Here is a 21,593-nt window from a genome sequence, read left to right on the forward strand (position 1 = left end):
CCCCGGACGGCCCGGCGGTGGCGGCGAAACGGCGCGGACGACGGCGCCCGCCCCCACGGGAAGCGGGAGCGGGCGCCGGTCAGCGGTGCGGACGAGGTCAGTCGTCGCCCTGGAAGTAGCTCAGCAGGCGCAGGATCTCGATGTAGAGCCAGACCAGGCTGACCAGGATGCCGAACGCGGCCACCCAGGAGTAGCGCTGGGGCAGGCCCATCCGGACGCCGTCCTCGATCTCCTTGAAGCTGAGCACGAAGCTCAGCGACGCGACCACGATGCAGACGAGGCTGAAGCCGATCGCGAGCGGGCTGCCGTCCCGCAGCCCGGTGTTGACGCCGAACAGCGCCAGCACCAGGTTGATCAGCATCACCGCGGCGAGGCCGATGATGGCCGTCGACACGATCTTCACGAACATCGGGGTGGCCCGGATGATCTTCGCCTTGTAGACCATCGTCATCACGAAGAAGATGCCGAAGCTCGCCACGGCGGCCTGAAGCACGATGCCGTCGTAGAAGGTCTCGAACGCCTTGCTGACCATGCCGACGAAGACGCCCTCGACCACCGCGTACGCGATGACCAGCGCCGGGTTGGCCATCCGGGAGAACGAGATGATCAAGCCCAGCACCAGGCCGACCACCGCCGCGCCGATCCAGGCGGCGCCGAGGAGCGAGTCGGGCACGAGCACCCAGGCGGCCGCAGCGGTGACGCCGAGGATGCCGAGCAGGGCGACCGTCTTGACGACCACGTCGTCGACGGTCATGGGCGCCACGGTGGGCGGTGCGGCCGGGTAGCCGGTCTGGGACGGGTACTGCTGCGGAATGCCGGGCTGTCCGTACGGCCCGGTCGGTGCGTACCCGGCGGAGCGCTCCCGCTCGGCCGCCTGGCCGAGCCGGGCGAGCACCGGGTTCGAGGTCTTCACTGTCTGGCCTCCCTCAGGGGGTCGTTTGCACGTGAACGTGCCCACCAAGAGTAAACTGCCCGACCCACTCCTGGTGATCACGAATGGGAACGCGAGGCCGTGCCGGATGGTGCCCGGGGCGGGGGTCGAACCCGCACGCCTTTCGGCAGCCGCTTTTAAGGCGGCCGTGTCTGCCGTTCCACCACCCGGGCGGGTGGCACCCGCGCGTCGACACGCACGGTGCAGTGTCACCGTAGCCGGTCGGCGGCGACCCGGCGTACCCCGCCGGCTTGGCCACATTAGGGTCGATGCCGTGAGCAGCGCAGCCCCCACGGCCCCCGACGCCGCCCCTGACCAGGCGGTCCGCCTCGCCGATCCGGCAGAGCGCGCGAGCCGGGCCGGACGGCTGCGCACGGCCGCCCGCCGCCACCGGACGGATCTACTGGTCGCCCTCGTGTGGGTGGCGCTGGCCGGCTGGCTGACCCACGGGCTGTGGCCCGACCCGGGCGGGCGCATGTTGGCGCTCAACCCCGAGGACCAGACGCTCTACGAATGGTTCCTGGCCGTCGACGCACGAGCGCTGCTCGGTGACTTCCACCTGCTCACCGACCGGCTCAACGCCCCGGACGGCGTCAACCTGATGGCCAACACCACGATCATCGCGCTCGGTGTGCTCTGCGCCCCGGTCACCCTGCTGTTCGGTGCGCCCACCTCCTTCGCGCTGCTCGCCGCCGCCAACCTGGCCGGCACCGCCCTCGCCTGGTACCTGCTGTTCCACCGGACGATGCGCGTCCGCCGGCTCGCCGCCGCGCTCGGCGGCGGTCTGTGCGGCTTCGGCCCCGGCATGGTCTCGCAGACCAACAGCCACCTGCACATGACGGCGCAGTGGCTGGTGCCGGTGATCGTCTGGCTGGTGGTACGGCTGCTGCGGGCGTCTGACCCCGGCGAGGGTCGTGGTCGGCCCACCGGCCCGGACCGACGGCAGATGATCAGCTCCGCAGCCGGGCTGGCGGTCGCCGTGACCGCACAGGTCTTCATCGGCGAGGAGGTGCTCTTCCTCAGCGCCGTCACGCTGCTGGTGATGGCGATCGCCTACGCCCTCGCGGACCGGAACCTCGCCCGGAGAGCGCTGCCCGGGTTCGCTGGCGGACTGGCGATCGCCGCCGGTCTGGCGATGCTGGTGCTCGGCTACCCGCTGTGGTTCCAGTTCGCCGGGCCGCAGGGTGTCGCCGACGGGATGTTCAGCCCGGCCTACTTCTCGGCCGACCTGAGCAGCTGGTGGGCGGTCTCACCGCTGTCGGTGGCCGGCAGCGACGAGGCGTCGCGACTCACCACCGGGCCGGCCGAGTACAACACCTTCCTCGGCTGGCCGCTGCTGCTCGTCACCGCCGTCTGCGCGATCTGGGCCGGGCGACGCCGGCTGATCCTGGCGTGTGTGGCGGCGGCCCTCGTGATGGGCGCCCTCTCGCTCGGCCCGGAGGTGGTGCTCGGCGGCACCCGCACCGCGCTGCCCGGCCCGTACGCCCTGCTTTCCGGCCTGCCGGTGGTGGACGGCGCGTTGCCGATGCGGTTCGGGCTGGCACTGCTGCCGATCGTCGCGACGGTGCTGGCCCTCGCCGTCGACCGGGCACTGGCCAGCACCGGGCGGGCGCGTCGGCTGGTGCCGCTCGCCGTCGTCGCGGCTCTCCTGCCGATCTTCCCGACCCCGCTGCCGACCGCCGGGCGGCCCGCCCTGCCGGAGTTCGTCACCGGCGGACACTGGCGGCAGTGCGTCGAGCCCGGTGGTGTGCTGGTCCCGGTGCCGCTGCCCACCCCCAAGGAGCCGTGGTCGATGCGCTGGGCGGCCGCCGCCAACGCCGGCTTCGGCCTGCCCGAGGGGTTCTTCATCGGCCCCTACGGGCGCGGTGGCACCGCCGCCATGGGCACCTTCAAGCAGCCCACCTCGGCCCTGCTGGCCGACGTCGCCCGCCGCGGCGACCAACCGGCCATCGGTGACGAGCAGCGCCGGCAGGCCGCGAAGGACGCGGACTTCTGGGGCGCATCCTGCGTGGCACTGACCGATGACGCCCCGCACGCCGACAGCCTACGGGCAACCCTGGAACAGTTATACGGCCCCGCCACCCGCATCGCCGACGCCTGGATCTGGCGAGTCTGACGCCGCCGCAGTGCGCCGACGCCGCCGAGGTGAGCCGATGCCGGCCGGGTGAAAGGAAGGGCCCCCTTCTATACCGGAAACGATAAGAAGGTGCCCTTCCTTACAGCTAAGTCAGACGCGCGGAGCGCCGACCGGCTGGGACGCCTCGACGAACTCCTCGCGCGGGTCGTGCAACTGGCCCAGCGCGACCACCTCACGCTTGAGGAAGAACGCCAGCGACCAGTCCACCACGACCCGGACCTTACGGTTGAACGAGGGGATCCGGCTCATGTGGTACGTCCGGTGCATGAACCAGGCCGGCCAACCCGTCATCTTGATGCCGTACACCTGGGCGACGCCCTTGTGCAGGCCGAGGCTGGCCACGCTGCCGGCGTGCTTGTGCTTGTAGTCGACCGGCTCGCGACCCCGGATCACCGCGACGATGTTGTCGGCCATCCGCGCCGCCTGACGCACCGCGTGCTGCGCGCTCGGCGAGCAGAAGTTGCCCGGCTCCTTGGTCAGGTCCGGCACGGCGGCGCAGTCACCCGCGCTCCACGCGCCCTCGATCACCCGGTCACCGTCGACCACCTGCAGGGTGGGGATGCAGGTGACCCGCCGACGATCGTCGCGCGGGAAGTCCGTCGCGTCCAGCATCGGCGACGGCTTCACGCCCGCCGTCCACACGATCGTGTCGGACCGGAAGCTGTCCCCGTCGGAGAGCTTCACGACCCCGTCGACACAGGACTCCAGGCGGGTGTCCAGCCGGATGTCCATGTTGCGCTTCGTGAGCTGCTGCACCGTGTAGGCGCCCATGTCCCGGTCGACCTCGGGGAGCACCCGCTGGGTCGCCTCGACGAGCACCCAGCGCATGTCCTCCGGCTTCAGCTCCGGGTAGTAGCGCAGGGCGTCCCGGGCCATGTCCTCCATCTCGGCGAGCGCCTCGATGCCGGCGTACCCACCGCCGACGAACGTGAAGGTCAACGCCGAACGGCGGACCTCCGCGTCCGGGGTCGCGGCCGCGATGTCCAGCCGGTCCAGCACGTGGTTGCGGAGGTAGATCGCCTCGCCGATGGTCTTGAACCCGATGCCCTGCTCGTGCAGGCCCGGAATCGGCAGCGTCCGGGACACCGACCCCGGGGCCACGATCACGTGGTCGTACGCGATCTCCCGGGCCGGGCCGGCGATCGGCTGCACGGTCGCCACCTTGCGGTCGTGCTCGACACGCGTCACGGTCCCCGCCACCACCGTGCACCGGCGCAGCTCGCGGCGCAGCGGCACCACGGCGTGCCGGGGGGAGATGTTCCCCGCCGCGGCCTCGGGGAGGAACGGCTGATAGGTCATGTGGGGCTGGGGGTCCACGACGATGACCTCAGCCTCACGGGAGCTGAGCTTCTTCGACAGGCGCAGGGCGGCGTAGAGACCGACGTGCCCGGCACCCACCACAAGGATCCGCTTCGGATTCACGTCATCTATCTTTCCCCGCCCTGCTCAGGTAATCCCGCTCGCGCCCCCCATCTGTGACGGAACACAACCCCTGTGACCTGCGTAACCCTGTTGCAACACCGGTTCACCTACGCCGCAGCAGCCAACCCAGCAACGCGGCGACACCCACCGCCACCAGCAGCCCGAGCACGGTGACCCACTGGTGACCGGTCTCGCCACCAAGACCCGCCACCCGCAACAGCAGCACCCCCAGCACGGCCGTACCCAGGAGCACCGCGGCCACCCGCGACAACCACCGGCTGATCAGTCCGGAGTCCACCACCCCGTCGTACGGCAGCAGTGCCGCCAGCGCGCACAGGGAGTGCCCCAGGTACAGCAGCGCGGCGACGGCGAGCAACCGCCACAACGCCACCGGCCGGCCGTACCCGTCGGTCGCGAGCAGCCAGCCACCCGCCATCACCAGCGCCGCGAACGTCGGCCACAACCGGCGCGGACCCACGGCCGGCAGTAGCGCGGCGACCGCCAGGAACAGCAGCGGCCGACCGGTCAACACCTCGCCGGGAAACGCCACCGCGAAACCGGCCAGCGTCGTGACGAAGATGGCGACCCGTACCAGCAGCGGTATGGCGCTGATCCGGGTCACGGCGTCCTGAGCGGCCCGAACCCGCTCCCCGATCGCGTTCACCATGCTCCTGTCGTTCGCGACTGCGGGGCTCGCAAACCCGGCTCACTCCTCGCGCTCACCGTGCTCCTGTCGTTCGCGACTGCGGGGCTCGCAAACCCGGCTCACTCCTCGCGCTCACCGTGCTCCTGTCGTTCGCGACTGCGGGGCTCGCAAACCCGGCTCACTCCTCGCGCTCACCGGGCACCCACCCTTGGGGCCGTCGCCAGCCGGGCCACGTCCCGCAACACCTGGTCCAGGCTGCCCGCGCCGGCCCAGCGCACCACGGGCACACCGTGCTCCCGGAGTTGCCCGATCATCGTCTCCCGGTCCAGTCGCCACAGGCGGTACGCCACCTCGGCCCACCCCCGGTCCTTCGGCGGAGTCAGGTCGGCCGGCAACGTGTCGACCGCCACCACGAAGCGGCCGGCGCGCGCCAGCCGTGCCAGCATCTGCGCCGACCGCTCGTCCAGCAGCGGGGTGAGGACCACCACCAACGCGTCCGAGGAGAGCAACTGCGGACCGAAGACCTGGTCGTATGGCTCGTGCTGGGCCGCCTCGGCGCGTACGTCGAGCAGCCATTCCAGCACCGTCAGGTACTGCCGGCGGCCGGCGCCGGGGCGCAGTCGGCGGGCGCCCGGCCCGTACTCGAGCAGCGACACCCGGTCGCCCCGGTGCAGGTAGTGCTCGGCGATCGCGGCGGTGGCCCGCACGGTGGTGTCCAGTACGGACGCGGCGCCGTCCACACCGCCGGAACGGCCCGCCTCGGCGAGCAGGTCGAGCAGTACCACCACCTCGGCGTCGCGGTCGGACAGCGTCGCCGCGACGTGCAACTGCCGGGCGCGCAGCGACACCCGCCAGTCGACGCGGCGGAGTCGGTCGCCCGGGGCGAAGACCCGCACTCCGGCCAGCTCACCGCCCTCTCCGGGACGGCGGGAGTGGTGCGCGCCCACCAGACCGGCGGCGCGGGGCATCGCCTCCACCGCCTCGAACGGCTCGGTACGCGGGTAGACCCGTACCCCGACCGGTTCGGTGATCACCGCCCGGGACACCAGCAGGCCACCCGCCGCGGCGACCCGCGCCCCGGCCGGGCCGACGGGGTGCCGACCCCACCGCAGAGCCCGCCCGGCCAGTTCCAGGTCCACCGCCGCGCCGCTGGGCACCGAGGTCACGAACGGCCGGTCGGCGGCCGAGCGTCCCCGGCCGGGGGCGGGCGAGGTGGCGGTGGCTGGCGGCGCGGCGACGGGTTCGACACCGGCGAAACCGGCACGGGCGATCCGCAGCCACGGCGAGACCCGCGACCGAACCACCACAAGGTCGTAGTCGACCGTGTCCGGGTTGCCGACACTCACCGCCGCCGCCACCTCACCGCCCTCGACCAGCGGTCCGTCCTCGGCACTGGTGATCCAGACCTGCGGCAGCGCGGTGGGCCGGCGACGCAGCGCGTACGCGGTACCCAGCGCGAGCGGCGCCGCCAGCACGACGAGGTCGACCCGTCCCAGCAGCACCCCCGCCACCAGCAACAGGCCGGCGAGCAGCACGGCGCGGCCGAGCGCGGGGGTGGGCGCCCAGCCGGCGCTCGACTCCGGCTCGGTGGATCGCGGCGCGGACGCGGTCGGACCGGTCATCAGTGCCGGGGCCCGCCGGCGGCGTAGCTGGGCAGGGCGCCGCTGGCCGGAGCCGGCGTCCCCTCCAACACCTCTCCGACCACGAACGCCGGGTCGACGCGGCGCAGCCACATCTCGGGGCGCAGGGTGATCCGGTGGGCGAGCGCGGGGGCGGCGACCGCCTTGACGTCCTCCGGCACCACGTAGTCCCGGCCGTCGAACACCGCGCGTACCCGGGACAGCAGCAGCAACGCCAACGAGCCACGCGGCGAGGCGCCGACCAGCACCGACGGGTGTTCCCGGGTGGCCGCCGTGAGCGCCACGATGTACCGGCCGATCGAGTCCTCCACCACCACGTCCTCCAGGGCGGCCTGCATGGCCCGCAGGGTGGCGGCGTCCACCACCGGTTTGATGTCCGCCTCCTCGCGGCGGCGGCCCATCCGACGGCGCAGCACCTCCCACTCCTCCTCCTGGTGGGGGTAGCCGAAGGAGACCCGCAGCAGGAACCGGTCGAGCTGCGCCTCGGGCAGCGGATAGGTGCCCTCGTACTCGATGGGGTTGGCGGTCGCCAGCACGTGGAACGGCTCGTCCAGTTTGTACGTGACGCCCTCGACCGAGACCTGCTTCTCCTGCATGGCCTCGAGCAGCGCGGACTGGGTCTTCGGCGGCGTCCGGTTGATCTCGTCGGCGAGGAGCAGGTTGGTGAAGACCGGCCCGGCCCGGAAGGTGAAGTCGCCGTTGCGCTGGTCGTAGAGGAAGGAGCCGGTGACGTCGGCGGGGAGCAGGTCGGGGGTGAACTGGAGGCGGCGGAAGTCCAGCCCGAGCGCCTGCGCGAAGGAGCGCGCGGTCAGCGTCTTGCCGAGGCCGGGCAGATCCTCCAGGAGCACGTGCCCACCCGCCAGGATGCCGGCGAGGACCAGTTCCAACGCGTCGCGCTTGCCGACCACGACGGTGCCGACCGCGTCCAGGACGGCCCGCGCCAGGCGACCGACCTCGGTGGCGGGCATGCTCCGGTCCACGTCGTTCATCAGATCTTCTCCAGTTCGGCGACGATCACCGCGAGATCGCGCGGCGACGGGGGGCGTCGGGGCGGGGTTTCCAGGAACGTCCACAGCCGGTCGCCCAGCAGGGCGCGGGCGCGGACCGGATCCGACTCACGGGTCACGGAGTGCTTCAGGCGAAGCCGCTCGTCGGCCAGTTCCGCGAGCCGGGGCAGGATCACCCCGGTGAAGCGTTCGGGTCGCGTGGTGGACCAGTCCAGCGGCAGTTCCCAGCCGTTGATCGCGGCGCGCAGCGCGTCCCGGGCACCCCAGTTCCAGGTGCCGTCGTCGTCCTGGGCGAGCCGGGTGCGGGACCTCGCCGCGGGTGGCGGTGCGAGCGCGGCGGCGACCCGGCGTACCGCGGACACGGCGAACACCCCGGCGATCAGGATCGCCAGGGAGATCTGCAGGCCGACCGCCCGCAGACCGACGACGAGGACGGCGACCAGGGCCGCGTTGCCGAGAAGGGCCCGGAACACCCGCCCGGCCCGGCCACCGGACCGCCCGTCGTCGTGCCTCGGCCGCTCCTCCTCGAAGGTGAGCAGGTCGTCGATGCTGGCGCTGCCACTCATGCCGGCACCTCGGGCGGGCCAGTCGTCACGATGGTGAGTTCGCCACGCAACCGCCGCAGCGCGGCACGGGCCTGGTCGCGGGTGCCCGCGCCGACCTCACGCGTGGCGTACCGGGCCTCGCGGTAGACGTGCGCGAACTCGGCCAGCACGTCGGCGCTGACGATCGCCGGGACACCTGTCGACTCGTCGCCCCGCAGCAACCGGGTGACCAGGTCGGTCGGTGTGTCGCCGAGATGCCGGGGCACACCGGCGGCGGAGGCGGCCTCCTCCAGACGTACCCAGCAGGCGATGACCGCGACCCGCGGATCGGTGGACTGGTCGTCCAGCTCCACCAGGCCGGCGTCCAGGGCGGCGACCACCTCGCGGGCCGTGCCCTCGGCCGTACGCCGGGCCCGCTGCGCCGGTAGGACCCGCGAGGTACGACGCAGCGCGCCACGCAGCAGGATCCAGGTCAGGTAGCCGAGCACCGCGAGGATCGCCAGCCCGAGCAGGGCCATCGCCACAGTCGCGATCCACTGCGGGATGTGCGCCTGGGTGGCCTCGCCGGCGTCCCTCGGTTCGACGGGGATCGACGGCGACGGCACGTCCGTCGGGTATTCCGGTACCCACGGCACGTTCGAGGCGGCCGGCGGGATCCGGCTCGCGCCGATCGACGAGTGGGCGGACGCGAGCGCGGCCGCCGCGAGCAGGGCCGCCACCACACCCACCGGCCACCAACGGCGCAGCAGGCCGAGCACCGGGCGGACCACACCCGATCCGGCGGGCGGCGACGGCGCGGGCGGGCGTGTTCCGGTCGTCATCGCCACCACCCCACGCGTCCTCAGTCCACTTCGGCCAGCTGCTTGGCCCGGCCGAAGACGTCGTCCAACATCCCCGGTGTCAGCCGCCCGGTGAAGGTGTTCTGCTGGCTGACGTGGTAGCAACCGAGCAACTCCGGCACGGCCGCGCCGGACCAGTGTGCCCCATGGCCGAACGCCGGTCGCGGGCTGGGCGGGCGCTGCCCGTACACGTGGCGGAGCACCGGCCACCACGCGGCCCAGGCGAACGCGCCCAGCGCGACCACGACGCGCAGGGTGGGTCGGATCAGCGTGACCTCACGGTGCAGCCAGGGCGCGCAGGTGTCCCGTTCGTCCGGGGTGGGCTTGTTGTCCGGCGGCGCGCAGCGGACGGCCGAGAAGATCCGGGTGTCCCGCAGGGTGAGCCCGTCGTCGGCGGCGACGCTGGTCGGCTGGTTGGCCAGGCCGGCCCGGTGCAGGGCCGCGAAGAGCACGTCGCCCGAGCGGTCGCCGGTGAAGATCCGGCCCGTGCGGTTGCCGCCGTGCGCGGCGGGCGCGAGGCCCAGGATGGCGATGCGCGCGTCGCCGGGCCCGAATCCGGGCACCGGCCGACCCCAGTACTCCTGGTCGCGGAAGGCCGCCCGCCGGGTGCGGGCCACCTCCTCCCGCCACCCGACCAGCCGGGGGCAGGCGAAACAGTCGCTGACCGCGGCGTCGAGATCGGCCAGGTCCGCCGCCCGCGCGGCACGGGCGACGACCTGATCGGGGGTACGGGACTCAGCCAAGCTTGGCCCGGAAGAGTTCGAGGGTGCGCGCCCACGCGCTGGAGGCGGCGCGCTGGTCGAACGCCTCCGGCCGGTCGTCGTCGAAGAACCCGTGCGAGGTGCCCGGGTAGTCGTAGAGCTGGCAGGTGCCGCCGGCCTCCTCGACGGCGCGACGAACGGCCTGCACACCCTCGTCGGTGGAGGTGCCGTCCTGATCGGAGCAGTGGACGATGGCCGCCTTGCCGGCGTAGTCGACCCAGTCGGAACGCATCGACTCCCCCGACAGGGCGGGATAGAAGCCCGCGGTGGCCACGATCCGCTCGGAGCGGGTCGCCGACTTGAGAGCCAGGCTGCCACCGGCGCCGAACCCGACCGCGCCGACCTTGCCGGTGACCTCGGGACGCCCGGCGAGGTAGTCGGCGGCGTCCGCGACGTCCTTCGCCGCCTCGGCCACTCGCGTCGCCAACTCGTGCTGCGCCTCGACCGCCTGGTTGGTCTCCGTGTCGTGCCGGAAGTTCGGGACGAGGGCGACGAAGCCGGCCTCGGCGAACCGGTCCGCGACCGACCGGATGTGCGGGACCAGGCCCCACGACTCCTGCAGGACGATGACGGCCGGGCTGGCCGTGCCGCTCGCGGGTATCGCGAGATACCCCTCGCTCGTGCCCCCGTTGCTGCGGTAGCTCACCATGTCGCCCATCGGCCGTCCTCCTAGCGGTCAGTCATCGTTGGCTGGTCGCCCAGTGGTCCTACGTGCCGGTAGCCTGCCACGCCGTGACCCCGGCCGGGAAGACGTCGGAACAGTGGCATTTACCTCCCGTTCGCCGGGCGTTGACTGCGGGTACGCCGACGGCGGCGGGGAATGTTCCCCGCCGCCGTCATCGGTGCTTCAGGCGTGTTATCAGGCCTTCTTGGTCAGGCAGAGCACGTAGCCCTTCTTGCCCGACTCGATGCTGTAGAAGACGTACCCCTCCTGGCCTTCCTTGAAGAACTCGTTGCAGGTGGTCTCGGACTTGGCCTGGGTCTCGGTCTGCCCGTCGAGCCGACCGACCACGTTGTACGCGGCGTCGGTGGAGGTGCACTCGACGACCTTGGCGCCGTCGACCTTCTCCTCCTTGTCCCCCTTGATCTCGGGCAGCTCGGCGATGCAGTCGCCGGCCTTCGCGTCAGCGGTCTCGTCCTTGTTCACGAAGTTGCCGATGGCCGTGCCGAGGCCGAACTTCAGGCCGGCGATGACGAGGAAGATGACGATCGCGCCGATGATGCCGAGCGCCTTCTTACCGCCGGACTTACCCTCCGGCTCGGCCGGCGGCGGCGTCTCGACGGCCGGCTGGGCCGGCGTGCCGACGGCCGGCTGGGCCGGCGTCTCGGCGGCCGGCTGGGCCGGCGCTGCGTCGGACGCGGGGGGCGGTGCGACCTGCTCTGACACGGGGGTTCCTTCCGAGGGATGAATGAGCAGACGACACCGTAACGATCATTGATTTCCGGTGCCGTCCCGCTCGCCTCGTCCGTTCAGCTATTTCCCAGCATCGCGTGCATGATCTGGTTCACATCGCCCCTCAGCTCGTCGGGGTCGGGGTCGGCTCGTCACTCGGCGTCGCGCTCGAGCTTGCCGGCGCTGCGCTCGGGCTTGCCGGCGCTGCGCTCGGGCTTGCCGGCGTCACGGTCGGGGTCGGCGTGCCGGTGGGTGACTCGCTGGCCGACGGCGTGCTGGTCGGCGCCTCGGGCAGTCGCGGACCCCGGGGCCCGAACGGCGGCCGGTCCGGGCAGTACGGGTACGGCCGCAGCAGCGGGTTGCCGTACTCGTCGACGCGGCCTTCACAGTCCGGGTAGCCCAGCCGGATCGGATTGCCGTTCTGGTCGAAGAGCCGGGCGTTCTCCACCAGCCGACCCTCGCTGTCGTAGACGAAGACGTCCCGCACCTGGCTGTACGGGTCGTTGATCGACGTCGGATCGATGCCGTAGTCGCCGTACCGCATCCGGTCCTCGGCCTGCATGAGAGCGGAGAGCGCGAAGACGACGAGCACCGCGCTGCCGACCTGCACCGCCGAGCGCGGCCAGCGGGTGAGCTGGGCCGAACGGCGGCCGAGCCAGATCGAGGCGAGCACGAAGCCCACCAGCATGATCAGACCGGCGAGCAACTCCCCACCGAAGCGGGGCAGCACCCCGAAGCTGCCGCCGGTGCTGATCACGGTGAGCAGCATGGCCGCCAGGTAGCCGCGCAGCACCCACCAGGCGGGGCGCAGCAGACGGAGGAATTCGCTCGCCGTCGCGTACCCCAGGGGTGGGCCGAGCCGGGAGTCGAGCGCGCGCAGCCGGCTGCGGACCCGGACCACGGCGGCGGCGACCCGGTGGTCCAGGTTGCGACCGCCGCCGACACCGACGCCGGCAGCGGCGCGCAGCTCGGCGGCGTACGCCTCCGGCTCGCCCAGCCGCTCGACGAGGGTGCCCTCGGCCTCGGCGGCGACCTCCGTGAGGTGGTCGGCGAGGTCCTCGGTCAGCTCGGTGCGGCGATCCGGCGGCAGGTCGGCCAGTGCGGCCCGGACCCGCGCCACGTAGTCGGTGATCTCCTGCTCCATGACGGTCATGCCGCCAGCCCCCGATCGTCGAGCAGCGTGTCCATGGTGGTGGCGAACGAGCGCCAGAGCTTGCCGGAGCGGGTCAACTGGTCACGCCCGGCGGCGTTGAGCGAGTAGTACTTGCGGTGCGGCCCGGTCTCGCTCGGCACGACGTAGGTGGTGAGCAGGCCGGCGGCGAAGAGACGGCGCAGGGTGCCGTAGACCGAGGCGTCGCCGATCTCCTCCAGGCCGGCCTCGCGGAGCCGGCGCAGGATGTCGTAGCCGTAACCGTCCTCTTCGCGCAGGACGGCCAGGACGGCCAGATCGAGCACGCCCTTCAACAATTGTGTGGTGTCCACGCATTGCACACTAGTGTGCAATGCGAAGTAGCGTCAACGACTCGCCGATGTGTGGGTGTCGATCAGCATCAGACGGGTTGGAGGCTCCAGGCGATGCCGTCGAGGATGTCGTGCTCGGACGCCACCACCGAGGGCATGCCGGCCCGCTCCATGATCACGCGCAGCACCAGCGCCCCCGCACCGATCACGTCGGCCCGTCCCGGATGCATCACCGGGATCTCCAGCCGCTGCGCGCTGGTCCGCTCCAGCAGGTCCGCAGTCACCCGCGCCACCGCCTCGTACGACACCCGGGCGTGGTGGATGCGCTCCGGGTCGTACCCCTGAAGGTTCTGAGCGATGGCGACCACGGTGGTGACCGAACCGGCGAGGCCGATGAGGGTGGCCGCCTCGCGGCCGGGCACCGCCGCGAGCGCCCGGTCCACGACGGCGGCGACGTCGGCCTCCGCCGCCGCGACCTGCTCCGGCGTCGGCGGGTCACCCGCCAGGTGCCGTTCGGTCATCCGGACGCAGCCGATGTCCACCGAGATGGCCGACCGCACACCGGCCCGGTCACCGACCACGAACTCGGTCGAGCCGCCGCCGATGTCGACGACGAGGAACGGCTCCTCGGCGTCGGCCGGCAGCCCGCGCACCGCCCCCGTGAACGACAGCCGGGCCTCCTCGTCGCCGCTCACCACCTCGGGCGCGACGCCGAGGGTCTGCCGCACCATCTCGGTGAAGTCGGCGGCGTTGGCAGCGTCCCGCGAGGCGGAGGTCGCGCACATGCGCACCCGCTGGGCGCCCAACTTCTCGATGTCGGCGGCGTACGACGCGAGCGCCACCCGGGTCCGCTCGATCGCCTCCGGGGCGAGCCGGCCGGTCCGGTCCACCCCCTGACCCAGCCGGACGATCTCCATCCGCCGGGTCACGTCGGTCAGCGGGGCCTGCGGCCCGGCCGACTCCTCCGGCAGGTCGGCGACCAGCAGTCGGATCGAGTTGGTCCCGCAGTCGATGGCCGCCACACGCGTCGTCACCCGGCAACCCTACGACAGCCCGCCACCGACGCCGGGGAGCCCGTCTCCGATGAGCGTGATGCCTCTGGGTCATCTTGATGACTCACCGGCATCACGCTCAACCGAGCGGTCGGCGCCCGACAGCTCGACGTCGAACGGTGACTACAACCGCAGCAGCATCCGGGTGTTGCCCAACGTGTTGGGCTTGACCCGCTCCAGGTCCAGGAATTCCGCGACACCCTCGTCGTACGAGCGCAGCAGCTGCTCGTAGACCCGCTGCGGCACCGGCGCGCCGTCGATCTCGCGGAAACCGAACGAGCCGAAGAACTGGGTCTCGAAGGTCAGCACGAAGATCCGTGCCACACCCAGCTCCCGGGCCGCGGCGATCAGCTCGCCGACCAGCCGGTGCCCGATGTGCTGACCTCGACAGGACGGATCCACGGCCACCGTACGGATCTCGGCCAGGTCCTCCCACATCACGTGCAGCGCCCCGCAGCCCACCACGACGCCGTCGTCGGCCCGGACCGCGACCCGGAACTCCTGCACGTGCTCGTACAGGGTCACGGTGGCCTTGCTCAGCAGCCGCCGGTCGTTGGTGTACGTGTCGACCAGCCGACGGATACCCCGCACGTCCCCGGTGCGGGCACGCCGCAGCAGGATCTGCCCCTCGGCCTGGGTGGTCATTCGCTGTCGGGCACGTCCACGCACGGCCCCGCCGTCCACCAGGGCTCGACCAGCGCCAACGTCTCGTCGCCGAACGGGTTCACGCCGGGGCCGGCGCCCAGGGCGTGGCCGAGGTGCACGTGCAGGCACTTCACCCGGCCCGGCATCCCACCGGCCGAGATGCCGGCGATCTCCGGCACCTCACCGATCGCGTCCCGGCGGGCGAGGTAATCCTCGTGCGCCGCCCGGTAGTGGGCGGCCAGCTCCGGATCGGTCGTCAACCGGTCGGCCATCTCCCGCATCAGCCCCGCCGACTCCAGCCGGCTGCACGCCGCGGTGGCTCGGGGGCAGGTCAGGTAGAACAACGTCGGGAACGGGGTGCCGTCGGCGAGGCGGGGCGTCGTCTCCACCACGTCGGGCAGGCCGCACGGGCAGCGGTGGGCCACCGCCCGGGTGCCTCGGGGCGGGCGGCCGAGCTGCGCGGCCACCGCGGCCAGGTCGGCCTCGGTCGCCGGTTCCCGCTGCGGCAGGGGTACGGAATCCGCCGCCGGCTCCGACGGGGGTACGACAGTCACGGTGCTCGTCTCTCCTGGTGTGCTGGTCGGTGGATCACTTGCCCGGCTGCTGGCTGTCCGCCGCGCGCACGCTCGACCAGAGGGTGTCGTACCAGGTCGAAGGCCCTGCCGGGGCACCCGAACCGGTCGGCTTGCCGGCGTCGCGGGCCGCGCCCTCGGCGTCGTTCATGACCACCATCATCTTCTCGCCCGGCCGGCCCATGAAGAACCGCTCCCGGGCCTTGGTCTCGATGAACTCGTCGTCCTGCCACTTGGCGGCCTCGGCGGCGAGTCGGGCGATCTCCTTTTCCTGCGCCGTCTGCGCGGCCTCCATCCGTTCGATGTCGGCCTGCTGGTCGAGGTAGACCCGCACCGGGTAGGTGTACGCCAGGGCGAGCGCGATCAGCACCGCGAACAGGACGGTGGCCCGCCCGGTGAAGCGACGGGGATGGGGTGCGGCGAGCCGCTTGACGGCACCGCCACCGGCGGCGGTACGCCGGGCGGCGGCCGGACGACTCGCGGAGCGTCCGCCCTCGGCGCCCCGGACCGTGCCCGGGGCGCGACCGGCGGCGCCGCGTGTTTCGGCGCGTACGCCGGCGTCCCGGAGCGACCCGCGGGCGGCCCGCCCGGCACCCGGCCGGCCAGCCTGACCCGGTCGGCGGGCGGGCCGTTGACCACCCGGTGTGCGGCGCTGCATCGTCACACCCCTCCCCCGAGGCTACGTCTGTCGCGTACGTGCGCCGGGAGGCCCCACCTGGGGCCTCCCGGCAACCCCACTCAGGCCGAACGGTAACGCGGGAAAGCACCCGCGCCCGCGTAGCGCGCCGCGTCGGCCAGCTCCTCCTCGATCCGGAGCAGCTGGTTGTACTTGGCGACCCGGTCCGAGCGGGCCGGAGCGCCGGTCTTGATCTGACCACAGCCGGTGGCGACCGCCAGGTCGGCGATGGTGGTGTCCTCGGTCTCGCCGGAGCGGTGGCTCATCATGCACTTGAAGCCGGCCCGGTGGGCCAGGTCCACCGCGTCCAGGGTCTCGGTCAGCGAACCGATCTGGTTGACCTTCACGAGGACGGCGTTGGCGGCCTTCTCCGCGATGCCACGGGCGATGCGCTGCGGGTTGGTCACGAACAGGTCGTCACCGACGATCTGCACCCGGTCGCCGATCGACGCGGTCAGCGTCTGCCAGCCGGACCAGTCGTCCTCGGCCAGCGGGTCCTCGATCGACACGATCGGGTACTCGTCGGCGAGCTTGGTGTAGTAGGTGCTCATGTCCTCGGCGGACTTCGCGGCGCCCTCGAAGGTGTAGGTGCCGTTCTCGAAGAACTCGGTGGCCGCCACGTCGAGCGCGAACACGATGTCGGTGCCGAGCCGGTAGCCGGCCTTCTCGACCGCCTCGGCGATCAGGTCCAGGGCAGCCGCGTTGGTGGGCAGGTTCGGCGCGAAGCCACCCTCGTCACCGAGCCCGGTCGACAGGCCCTTCTTCTTGAGCACCGACTTCAGCGCGTGGTAGACCTCCGCGCCGGAGCGCAGCGCCTCGCGGAAGGTGGGCGCGCCGATCGGCGCGATCATGAACTCCTGGACGTCGACGTTGGAGTCGGCGTGCGCGCCACCGTTGAGGATGTTCATCATCGGCACCGGCAGCAGGTGCGCGTTCGGGCCGCCCAGGTAGCGGAAGAGGCTCAGCTCGGCGCTGCTGGCGGCGGCCTTCGCCACCGCGAGGGAGACCCCGAGGATGGCGTTCGCGCCCAGCTCCGACTTGCTGTCGGTGCCGTCGATGTCGAGCATCTTCTGGTCGATGAGCCGCTGCTCGCTGGCCTCGTAGCCGATGAGCTGGTCGACGATCTTGTCTTCGACGTTGGAGACCGCCTTCTCCACGCCCTTGCCCTGGTAACGGTCGGCGTCACCGTCGCGCAGCTCGATCGCCTCGAACGCGCCGGTGGAGGCGCCGGAGGGCACCGCGGCGCGGGCCACCGTGCCGTCGTCCAGGCCGATCTCGACCTCGACCGTCGGGTTGCCCCGCGAGTCGAGAATCTCCCGCGCGACGATTCCCTCGATGGTTGCCACTGAGTCGCTCCTCGTTGTTGTGATCCGGTCCGTGGGTGGGCCGCGACGGTGCGGCTGAGGCAGGTGTTGAACGCAGCGTATCGGGCGACGAGATCGGGCACGGCGTCGCCCGCACACCCGAGTCGCCCCGCAGTGACGGACATTCCCGTATTTCCGGGCGTCAACCGGCAACGGGTTTGCGCTGCGCGGACTAGATCCACCAGGCTGGTCGCCATGCCCGCCGCCACGACCACCCTCCGCATGCTCGCCGTGTCGGTCATCGCGTCGCTCACGGTCACCGGCTGTCAGACATTCGAGGACGCCGGCAGCGCCATGGGTCGCTCGGATCTCGTCAACGACCTCGCCGCACGCCTCGACCGGGCACTGGAGTTGACCTACACGGCCGACTACCAACTGCCCGGCGGCCAGACCGCCGCGATCGTCCAGGCGCAGGACCCGGCCCGCTCCGCCTACACCTACCCGGGTGGGCGGCTCACCGTCACCCCCGACGCCGTCACCCGCTGCACAGCGACCGGCGGTCGGATGGCGTGCACACTCGTCGCGCCACCCACCCCCGGCAGCAAGCCCACGGTGGCGCTGTTCGACGAGGCGAACCAGCAGGGTCTCGTCACCCCGCCCGTGGTGGTCGGCCTGCTGACCGCCGCCGCCCTCGACCCGCAGGCAGTGATCAAGCAGAGCGACACCACCGTCGCCGGGCACCACGCCGCCTGCGTCGAGGTACAGCGCTCGGACGGCGACTTCAGCGCCTGCGTGACCACCGAGGGTGTGCTCGGCAGCTTCCTCGGCTCGGTCGACGGCAAACCAATGGAGCTGGCGTTGAGCGACTACTCCGAGTCGGTCGAGAAGGACGCGTTCGACCCGCCCGCCGGAGCAGGCGTCGTCGACAACCGCCCCGGCGGCTCCTGACGTCGTACCCCCGGCTCCTGCTGGCTGTGCCGGCGCGACGGGTGACCGTCCGACGGCCCGGCGGGCGTCAGACGCCGAGCAGGGCGCGCAGGTGGCGCGGCGGCGGGCAGTCGTGGGCGAGCATCGCGTCGTGCCAGTCGCGCGCCGACACCCCCTCCGGGCGGGCGGCGGCGATCTCGGCCACCTCGCTGTACCCGACGAAGTACGTGGAGAGCTGCGTCGAGGTGAGCAGGGACCGGCGCCACTTGCCGGCGGCCTCCCCCTCCTCCTGGAAGCCACGACCGGTCATCAACGCCATGGCCTCGGCCTCGGGCAGCTCCTCGGCGTGCACCAACTGGTCGAGCAGCGCGTTGATGGTCATGCGGAGCTGCATCTTGAGCTGCTGCATCCGCACCGGCAGACCGCCGAAGCCGAGACCGGCCATCAGCTCCTCGGCGTACACGGCCCAGCCTTCGACGAACGGGCCGGAGCGGGCCAACGCCCGCACCCGCGTGCCGCCGACGTGCCGCCGGGCGTGGGCGAGCTGGAGGAAGTGGCCGGGCATCGCCTCGTGCACGGTCAGGTTACGAACCATGTGATCGTTGTACTCGCGGTAGAAGGAGTCGACACGCTGCGCCGACCAGTCCGCCGGGGTGGGCGCGATGCAGTAGAACGTCGGCACCGCCGCGGTCTCCAACGGGCCGGGCGAGTCGCAGTACGCCACCGCGACGCCCCGCGCGAACTCCGGCATCTCCTGGATCACGCACCGGTCGTCGACCAGGGTGACCAGGTCGTGCAGCCGGACGAAATCGGTCGCCTCGTCCAGGGTCACACCGGCCAGCTCGACGATCGTCGAGTCGTCCGGGTGCTCGGCGGCCAACAGGTCCAGCGCCCGGCGTACCGTCTCGTCGTCGGCCGGACCACCGACCAGCTCGACGGCCGCCGCGCGGATCTCCTCGGTGACCCGGTCCAGGTTGGCCCAGGCCCGGCGCTGGATCTCGGCGGCCCCCAGCTCGGTGTCGAGGGTGTGCCAGAGCCGCGCCTCCCAGCGGCGGCGGCCCAGGCGCGGGTCGCGGCCGGGCCCGGCGTCGGCGGCCAACCGGACCCGCAGCCAGGCGACGAACTCGTCCAGCGCGGCGATCGCGGCGGTCGCCGCCGACTCGACCCGCTCGAAGCCGCCCGGCACCTGCGCGATCAGGCCCGGTAGCTCGTCACGGATGAGCGCGGCCGTGCCGGTGAACTGCCCGACCGCCGTCTCCGCGTGGATCCGCGGCATGTCCCGCAGCGTCGCGCGTGCGGTGGCGAGGGCATCCGGTACGGCGGCGAGCCGACCGACGAGCTGGGTCAGGCGCACCTCGGCCGGGGCGTACGGGCGGGCCAGCAGGGGGTGCAGCAGCGGGCCGGGGTTGTGGAACAGGGGGTCCCACTCGTGCGACCGGATCTCGGTGAGCTCGAACAGCTCCCGGTCGACGAAGGAGGTGAGCAGCGCGTGGTCGACCTGCTCGTCGACGTCGAGCGCGTCCGGGTCCAGTTCGGAGAGTGCGTTCGCCGCGTCGGTGAGCATCACCCGGTCGGCGGCTAACGCGTCGGCGGACAGGTCAGGAAGCCGATCGTCGAACCGATGATCGCCAGCCGAGGTGGCAACCCCCGGCCGCGCCTCCAGCAATGCCTCGACAACCCGCTCAGCCAGTACCCCAAACGCTTCCACCGGACAACCCTACCGACCACCCCGCACCCAGCCGTGTTGATCAAGAGGTTCGCGTCAGATACGAGCCGGATCCTGACGCGAACCTCTTGATCAACCTCGTTCGGCGGCGCGGATGGATTCGGCGTGGGTCAGGGTCGCGCGGCGCAGGGCTGCCTCTGGGTCGAGGTTGGCCCTGCGGGCTTCTGAGACCAGGGTCAGGAGGGTGGCGCCTAGGCGCTCCTCCTCGTCCAGCCCCGTGTCGGGGGACGGGGTTTCGACGGTCAGGTTGGCGCGGGCGGCGCGGTCGAGGATCTGCGCGGCCAGGGACAGGGCGGGTTGGCTGAACGCCACGCCGTCCAACACCGAGTCGCGCGCCTTCTCGACCCGCTTGATCCGCTCCCAGTTGGCGGTGATCTCCTCCAGCGTGCCCGCCTCCGCACCGGCGAAGACGTGCGGATTGCGCCGGATCATCTTGTCGACCAGGCCACCGGCCACGTCGTCGATGTTCCACCGCTCACCCTCGGGCAGCTCCTCGGCGAGCCGCGCGTGCAGCACCACCTGGAGCAGCACGTCGCCCAACTCCTCGCGGAGCGCGTCGGTGTCGTCGGCGCTGATCGCGTCGTACGCCTCGTAGCTCTCCTCCAGCAGGTAACCCGCGAGGCTACGGTGCGTCTGCGCCCGCTTCCACGGGTCACCGCCCGGCGAGGCCAGCCGGTCCAGCACGGCCACCGCGTCGAGCAGCCGTGCCCCCGGCGGATCCCACGAGCCGTACATCAGCTCCATCTCGGCGAGCCCCGGCTCCCGGGCCAGCCGCAGACCCAACTCCCTTGCCAACGACTCGTCCCCGGCCGGTCCGGCCAGCCAGACCGCCGTACCGTGCGCCGCGACCATGTCCAGCAACGCCTGCGTGGCCGGGCCGGCCACGACGGTCACCTCGGCGCCCGCCTGCCGCACGGCCGTGGTCAACTCGCTCTCCGCGCCGGTCAGCACCGGATGCTGGCGTACGACGTCCCAGGCCGCCGAGGTCAGCAGGCCGGCCGGCAGCCGGGGCGAGGTGACCAGCAGGACGATCCGTGCCGTCATGCTCAGCTGGCCGTACCCTCGGCGTCCGGGTTGGGGCTCGACGGCGACGGCGACACGTCCGGGGTGGAGACGTCGGTGACCGTGCTGCTGGCCCGGTCCAGGTAGGGCAGGTCGTACAGAGCAGTGCCCTGGTTCGGCACCTGGAACAGGGCCGGAATCTCCAACGACGAGTAGCGCGGATTGACGGTGACGTCCTCCCGCTTGACCTCTTCCTTGAAGGCCGTGCTGAGCGCCACCACCGCGTTCACCTGCGGAGCGATCTCCGGTGCCCCGAACCGCTCGCGCTGCTCCTCGACGGACCAACCGGCGGAAGCGACCCCGCTCTTCACCAGAGCGTCGTAGATTGCCGAACGCTCGTCGTCGGTCAACTCGGCCGGCGGCAGACCCGCCTGCAGGGCGGAGAAGTGGTTGTACCAGTCGGCCGCGAGCTTCGCGTACTCGGAGCCGGGGACCTGGAGGCTCTGACCCAACTCGTCGGCCTTGATCTGGTCCTTGACCGTGATGTTCTTCTCCGCGACCACTCGCTTGGCGAGGTCGAGGCCGACGAGCAGGTTGAGCATGTCCTGCCGGGTCGCCTTGAAACGCAGCTGATCGGGCGAGGGAGTTGCCGACGGGCCGTTCTGCTGCGCGAACGCCGCTCGGGCGTTCGTCTCGTACTTCGCCTGCGCCTCCGCGAAGAGGGTGTCGACCCGGTCCACCGAGTAGGTGGTGTCACCGACATAGGCGGCGACGCTCGGCGCGGATCTGCCGCAGGCAGCGAGGGAGAGGGCAGCCAGGGCCGCGACGCTGGCGGCGACGATCACACGGCGAGCACGCATACCGGTCACTCTCTCATGCCCTCTCCCACGCTGTGACGGCCCCCACC

At 72.0% G+C, this 21,593-nt stretch carries 21 protein-coding genes, 1 tRNA gene and 1 pseudogene; 3 read left to right on the top strand and 20 right to left on the bottom strand.

Features of this window, described 5'->3' with window-relative positions; genetic code table 11:
• Positions 1-97 precede the first annotated feature (97 nt).
• Positions 98-913: a Bax inhibitor-1/YccA family protein gene (locus tag AB0J36_RS06175; RefSeq protein WP_357130093.1), complete on the bottom strand. Its 816-nt coding sequence runs from the start codon at positions 911-913 to the stop codon at positions 98-100.
• A gap of 107 nt (positions 914-1,020) precedes the next feature.
• Positions 1,021-1,104: transfer RNA gene (locus AB0J36_RS06180), tRNA-Leu, on the bottom strand.
• 101 nt (positions 1,105-1,205) lie between these two features.
• Here AB0J36_RS06180 and AB0J36_RS06185 point away from each other — a divergent pair.
• A complete protein-coding gene (locus AB0J36_RS06185) occupies positions 1,206-3,047 on the top strand; it encodes a hypothetical protein (protein ID WP_363660155.1) in 1,842 nt (613 codons plus the stop codon).
• Positions 3,048-3,158: 111 nt separating this feature from the next.
• Here AB0J36_RS06185 and AB0J36_RS06190 read toward each other — a convergent pair whose 3' ends face one another.
• The 9 genes from AB0J36_RS06190 to AB0J36_RS06230 form a co-directional block, all read right to left on the bottom strand.
• Positions 3,159-4,490 carry an NAD(P)/FAD-dependent oxidoreductase gene (locus tag AB0J36_RS06190; RefSeq protein WP_357130099.1) on the bottom strand — a complete coding sequence of 444 codons (1,332 nt, stop codon included), beginning with the start codon at positions 4,488-4,490 and terminating at the stop codon, positions 3,159-3,161.
• 103 nt (positions 4,491-4,593) lie between these two features.
• Positions 4,594-5,154 (bottom strand): hypothetical protein, encoded by a 561-nt coding sequence (locus AB0J36_RS06195; protein ID WP_357130410.1) that lies wholly within the window; start codon positions 5,152-5,154, stop codon positions 4,594-4,596.
• A gap of 173 nt (positions 5,155-5,327) precedes the next feature.
• Complete coding sequence (locus AB0J36_RS06200; RefSeq protein ID WP_357130102.1) at positions 5,328-6,758, bottom strand: DUF58 domain-containing protein; 1,431 nt, start codon at positions 6,756-6,758, stop codon at positions 5,328-5,330.
• Positions 6,758-7,765: a MoxR family ATPase gene (locus AB0J36_RS06205; RefSeq protein WP_355048839.1), complete on the bottom strand. Its 1,008-nt coding sequence runs from the start codon at positions 7,763-7,765 to the stop codon at positions 6,758-6,760. Before AB0J36_RS06205 ends, AB0J36_RS06200 begins: the two co-directional genes overlap by 1 nt.
• Positions 7,765-8,349, bottom strand: coding sequence for a hypothetical protein (locus tag AB0J36_RS06210; RefSeq protein WP_357130105.1), 585 nt, complete (start codon positions 8,347-8,349; stop codon positions 7,765-7,767). Before AB0J36_RS06210 ends, AB0J36_RS06205 begins: the two co-directional genes overlap by 1 nt.
• Positions 8,346-9,149 carry a DUF4129 domain-containing protein gene (locus AB0J36_RS06215; protein ID WP_357130108.1) on the bottom strand — a complete coding sequence of 268 codons (804 nt, stop codon included), beginning with the start codon at positions 9,147-9,149 and terminating at the stop codon, positions 8,346-8,348. The genes AB0J36_RS06210 and AB0J36_RS06215 overlap by 4 nt, the downstream gene beginning before the upstream one ends.
• A 20-nt stretch (positions 9,150-9,169) precedes the next feature.
• Complete coding sequence (locus AB0J36_RS06220; protein WP_357130111.1) at positions 9,170-9,910, bottom strand: uracil-DNA glycosylase; 741 nt, start codon at positions 9,908-9,910, stop codon at positions 9,170-9,172.
• The gene (locus AB0J36_RS06225) at positions 9,903-10,586 is read right to left on the bottom strand and encodes a dienelactone hydrolase family protein (protein WP_357174952.1); all 684 of its coding nucleotides are present in this window, start codon (positions 10,584-10,586) and stop codon (positions 9,903-9,905) included. The genes AB0J36_RS06220 and AB0J36_RS06225 overlap by 8 nt, the downstream gene beginning before the upstream one ends.
• 201 nt (positions 10,587-10,787) lie before the next feature.
• On the bottom strand, positions 10,788-11,315 hold the full coding sequence (locus AB0J36_RS06230; RefSeq protein ID WP_357130117.1) for a hypothetical protein: 528 nt from the start codon (positions 11,313-11,315) through the stop codon (positions 10,788-10,790).
• A gap of 205 nt (positions 11,316-11,520) precedes the next feature.
• On the opposite strand from AB0J36_RS06230, the pseudogene AB0J36_RS06235 reads away from it, so the two are divergent.
• Positions 11,521-11,577, top strand: a pseudogene (locus AB0J36_RS06235) (hypothetical protein); the annotation flags it as partial.
• A gap of 893 nt (positions 11,578-12,470) precedes the next feature.
• Here AB0J36_RS06235 and AB0J36_RS06240 read toward each other — a convergent pair.
• The 6 genes from AB0J36_RS06240 to eno all read right to left on the bottom strand — a co-directional run bounded on the left by AB0J36_RS06240 (position 12,471) and on the right by eno (position 17,073).
• The gene (locus AB0J36_RS06240; protein WP_007455685.1) at positions 12,471-12,803 is read right to left on the bottom strand and encodes a PadR family transcriptional regulator; all 333 of its coding nucleotides are present in this window, start codon (positions 12,801-12,803) and stop codon (positions 12,471-12,473) included.
• A 68-nt stretch (positions 12,804-12,871) separates the two neighbouring features.
• Complete coding sequence (locus AB0J36_RS06245; protein ID WP_357175047.1) at positions 12,872-13,804, bottom strand: Ppx/GppA phosphatase family protein; 933 nt, start codon at positions 13,802-13,804, stop codon at positions 12,872-12,874.
• Between the two features lie 153 nt (positions 13,805-13,957).
• Positions 13,958-14,479 (bottom strand): amino-acid N-acetyltransferase, encoded by a 522-nt coding sequence (locus AB0J36_RS06250; protein ID WP_357397539.1) that lies wholly within the window; start codon positions 14,477-14,479, stop codon positions 13,958-13,960.
• A complete protein-coding gene (locus tag AB0J36_RS06255; protein WP_357397542.1) occupies positions 14,476-15,033 on the bottom strand; it encodes a DUF501 domain-containing protein in 558 nt (185 codons plus the stop codon). The genes AB0J36_RS06250 and AB0J36_RS06255 overlap by 4 nt, the downstream gene beginning before the upstream one ends.
• A 34-nt stretch (positions 15,034-15,067) precedes the next feature.
• Positions 15,068-15,709, bottom strand: a complete 642-nt coding sequence (locus AB0J36_RS06260) for a septum formation initiator family protein (protein WP_357397544.1) — start codon at positions 15,707-15,709, stop codon at positions 15,068-15,070.
• 80 nt (positions 15,710-15,789) lie between these two features.
• The gene (gene eno, locus AB0J36_RS06265; RefSeq protein ID WP_355048850.1) at positions 15,790-17,073 is read right to left on the bottom strand and encodes a phosphopyruvate hydratase; all 1,284 of its coding nucleotides are present in this window, start codon (positions 17,071-17,073) and stop codon (positions 15,790-15,792) included.
• Between the two features lie 213 nt (positions 17,074-17,286).
• On the opposite strand from eno, the gene AB0J36_RS06270 reads away from it, so the two are divergent.
• Positions 17,287-17,979 (top strand): hypothetical protein, encoded by a 693-nt coding sequence (locus tag AB0J36_RS06270; RefSeq protein WP_357174964.1) that lies wholly within the window; start codon positions 17,287-17,289, stop codon positions 17,977-17,979.
• 67 nt (positions 17,980-18,046) lie between these two features.
• Here the strand turns inward: AB0J36_RS06270 and AB0J36_RS06275 are convergent, their stop codons facing one another.
• The 3 genes from AB0J36_RS06275 to AB0J36_RS06285 form a co-directional block, all read right to left on the bottom strand.
• A complete protein-coding gene (locus AB0J36_RS06275; protein WP_357397547.1) occupies positions 18,047-19,666 on the bottom strand; it encodes a DUF885 domain-containing protein in 1,620 nt (539 codons plus the stop codon).
• A gap of 90 nt (positions 19,667-19,756) precedes the next feature.
• Positions 19,757-20,728, bottom strand: coding sequence for a nucleoside triphosphate pyrophosphohydrolase (locus AB0J36_RS06280; protein WP_357397549.1), 972 nt, complete (start codon positions 20,726-20,728; stop codon positions 19,757-19,759).
• A gap of 2 nt (positions 20,729-20,730) precedes the next feature.
• A complete protein-coding gene (locus AB0J36_RS06285) occupies positions 20,731-21,546 on the bottom strand; it encodes a hypothetical protein (protein ID WP_357130141.1) in 816 nt (271 codons plus the stop codon).
• Positions 21,547-21,593: the final 47 nt, after the last annotated feature.

The organism is Micromonospora sp. NPDC049662 (genome assembly GCF_040675055.1).
In the GTDB taxonomy this organism is placed as follows: Bacteria; Actinomycetota; Actinomycetes; order Mycobacteriales; family Micromonosporaceae; genus Micromonospora.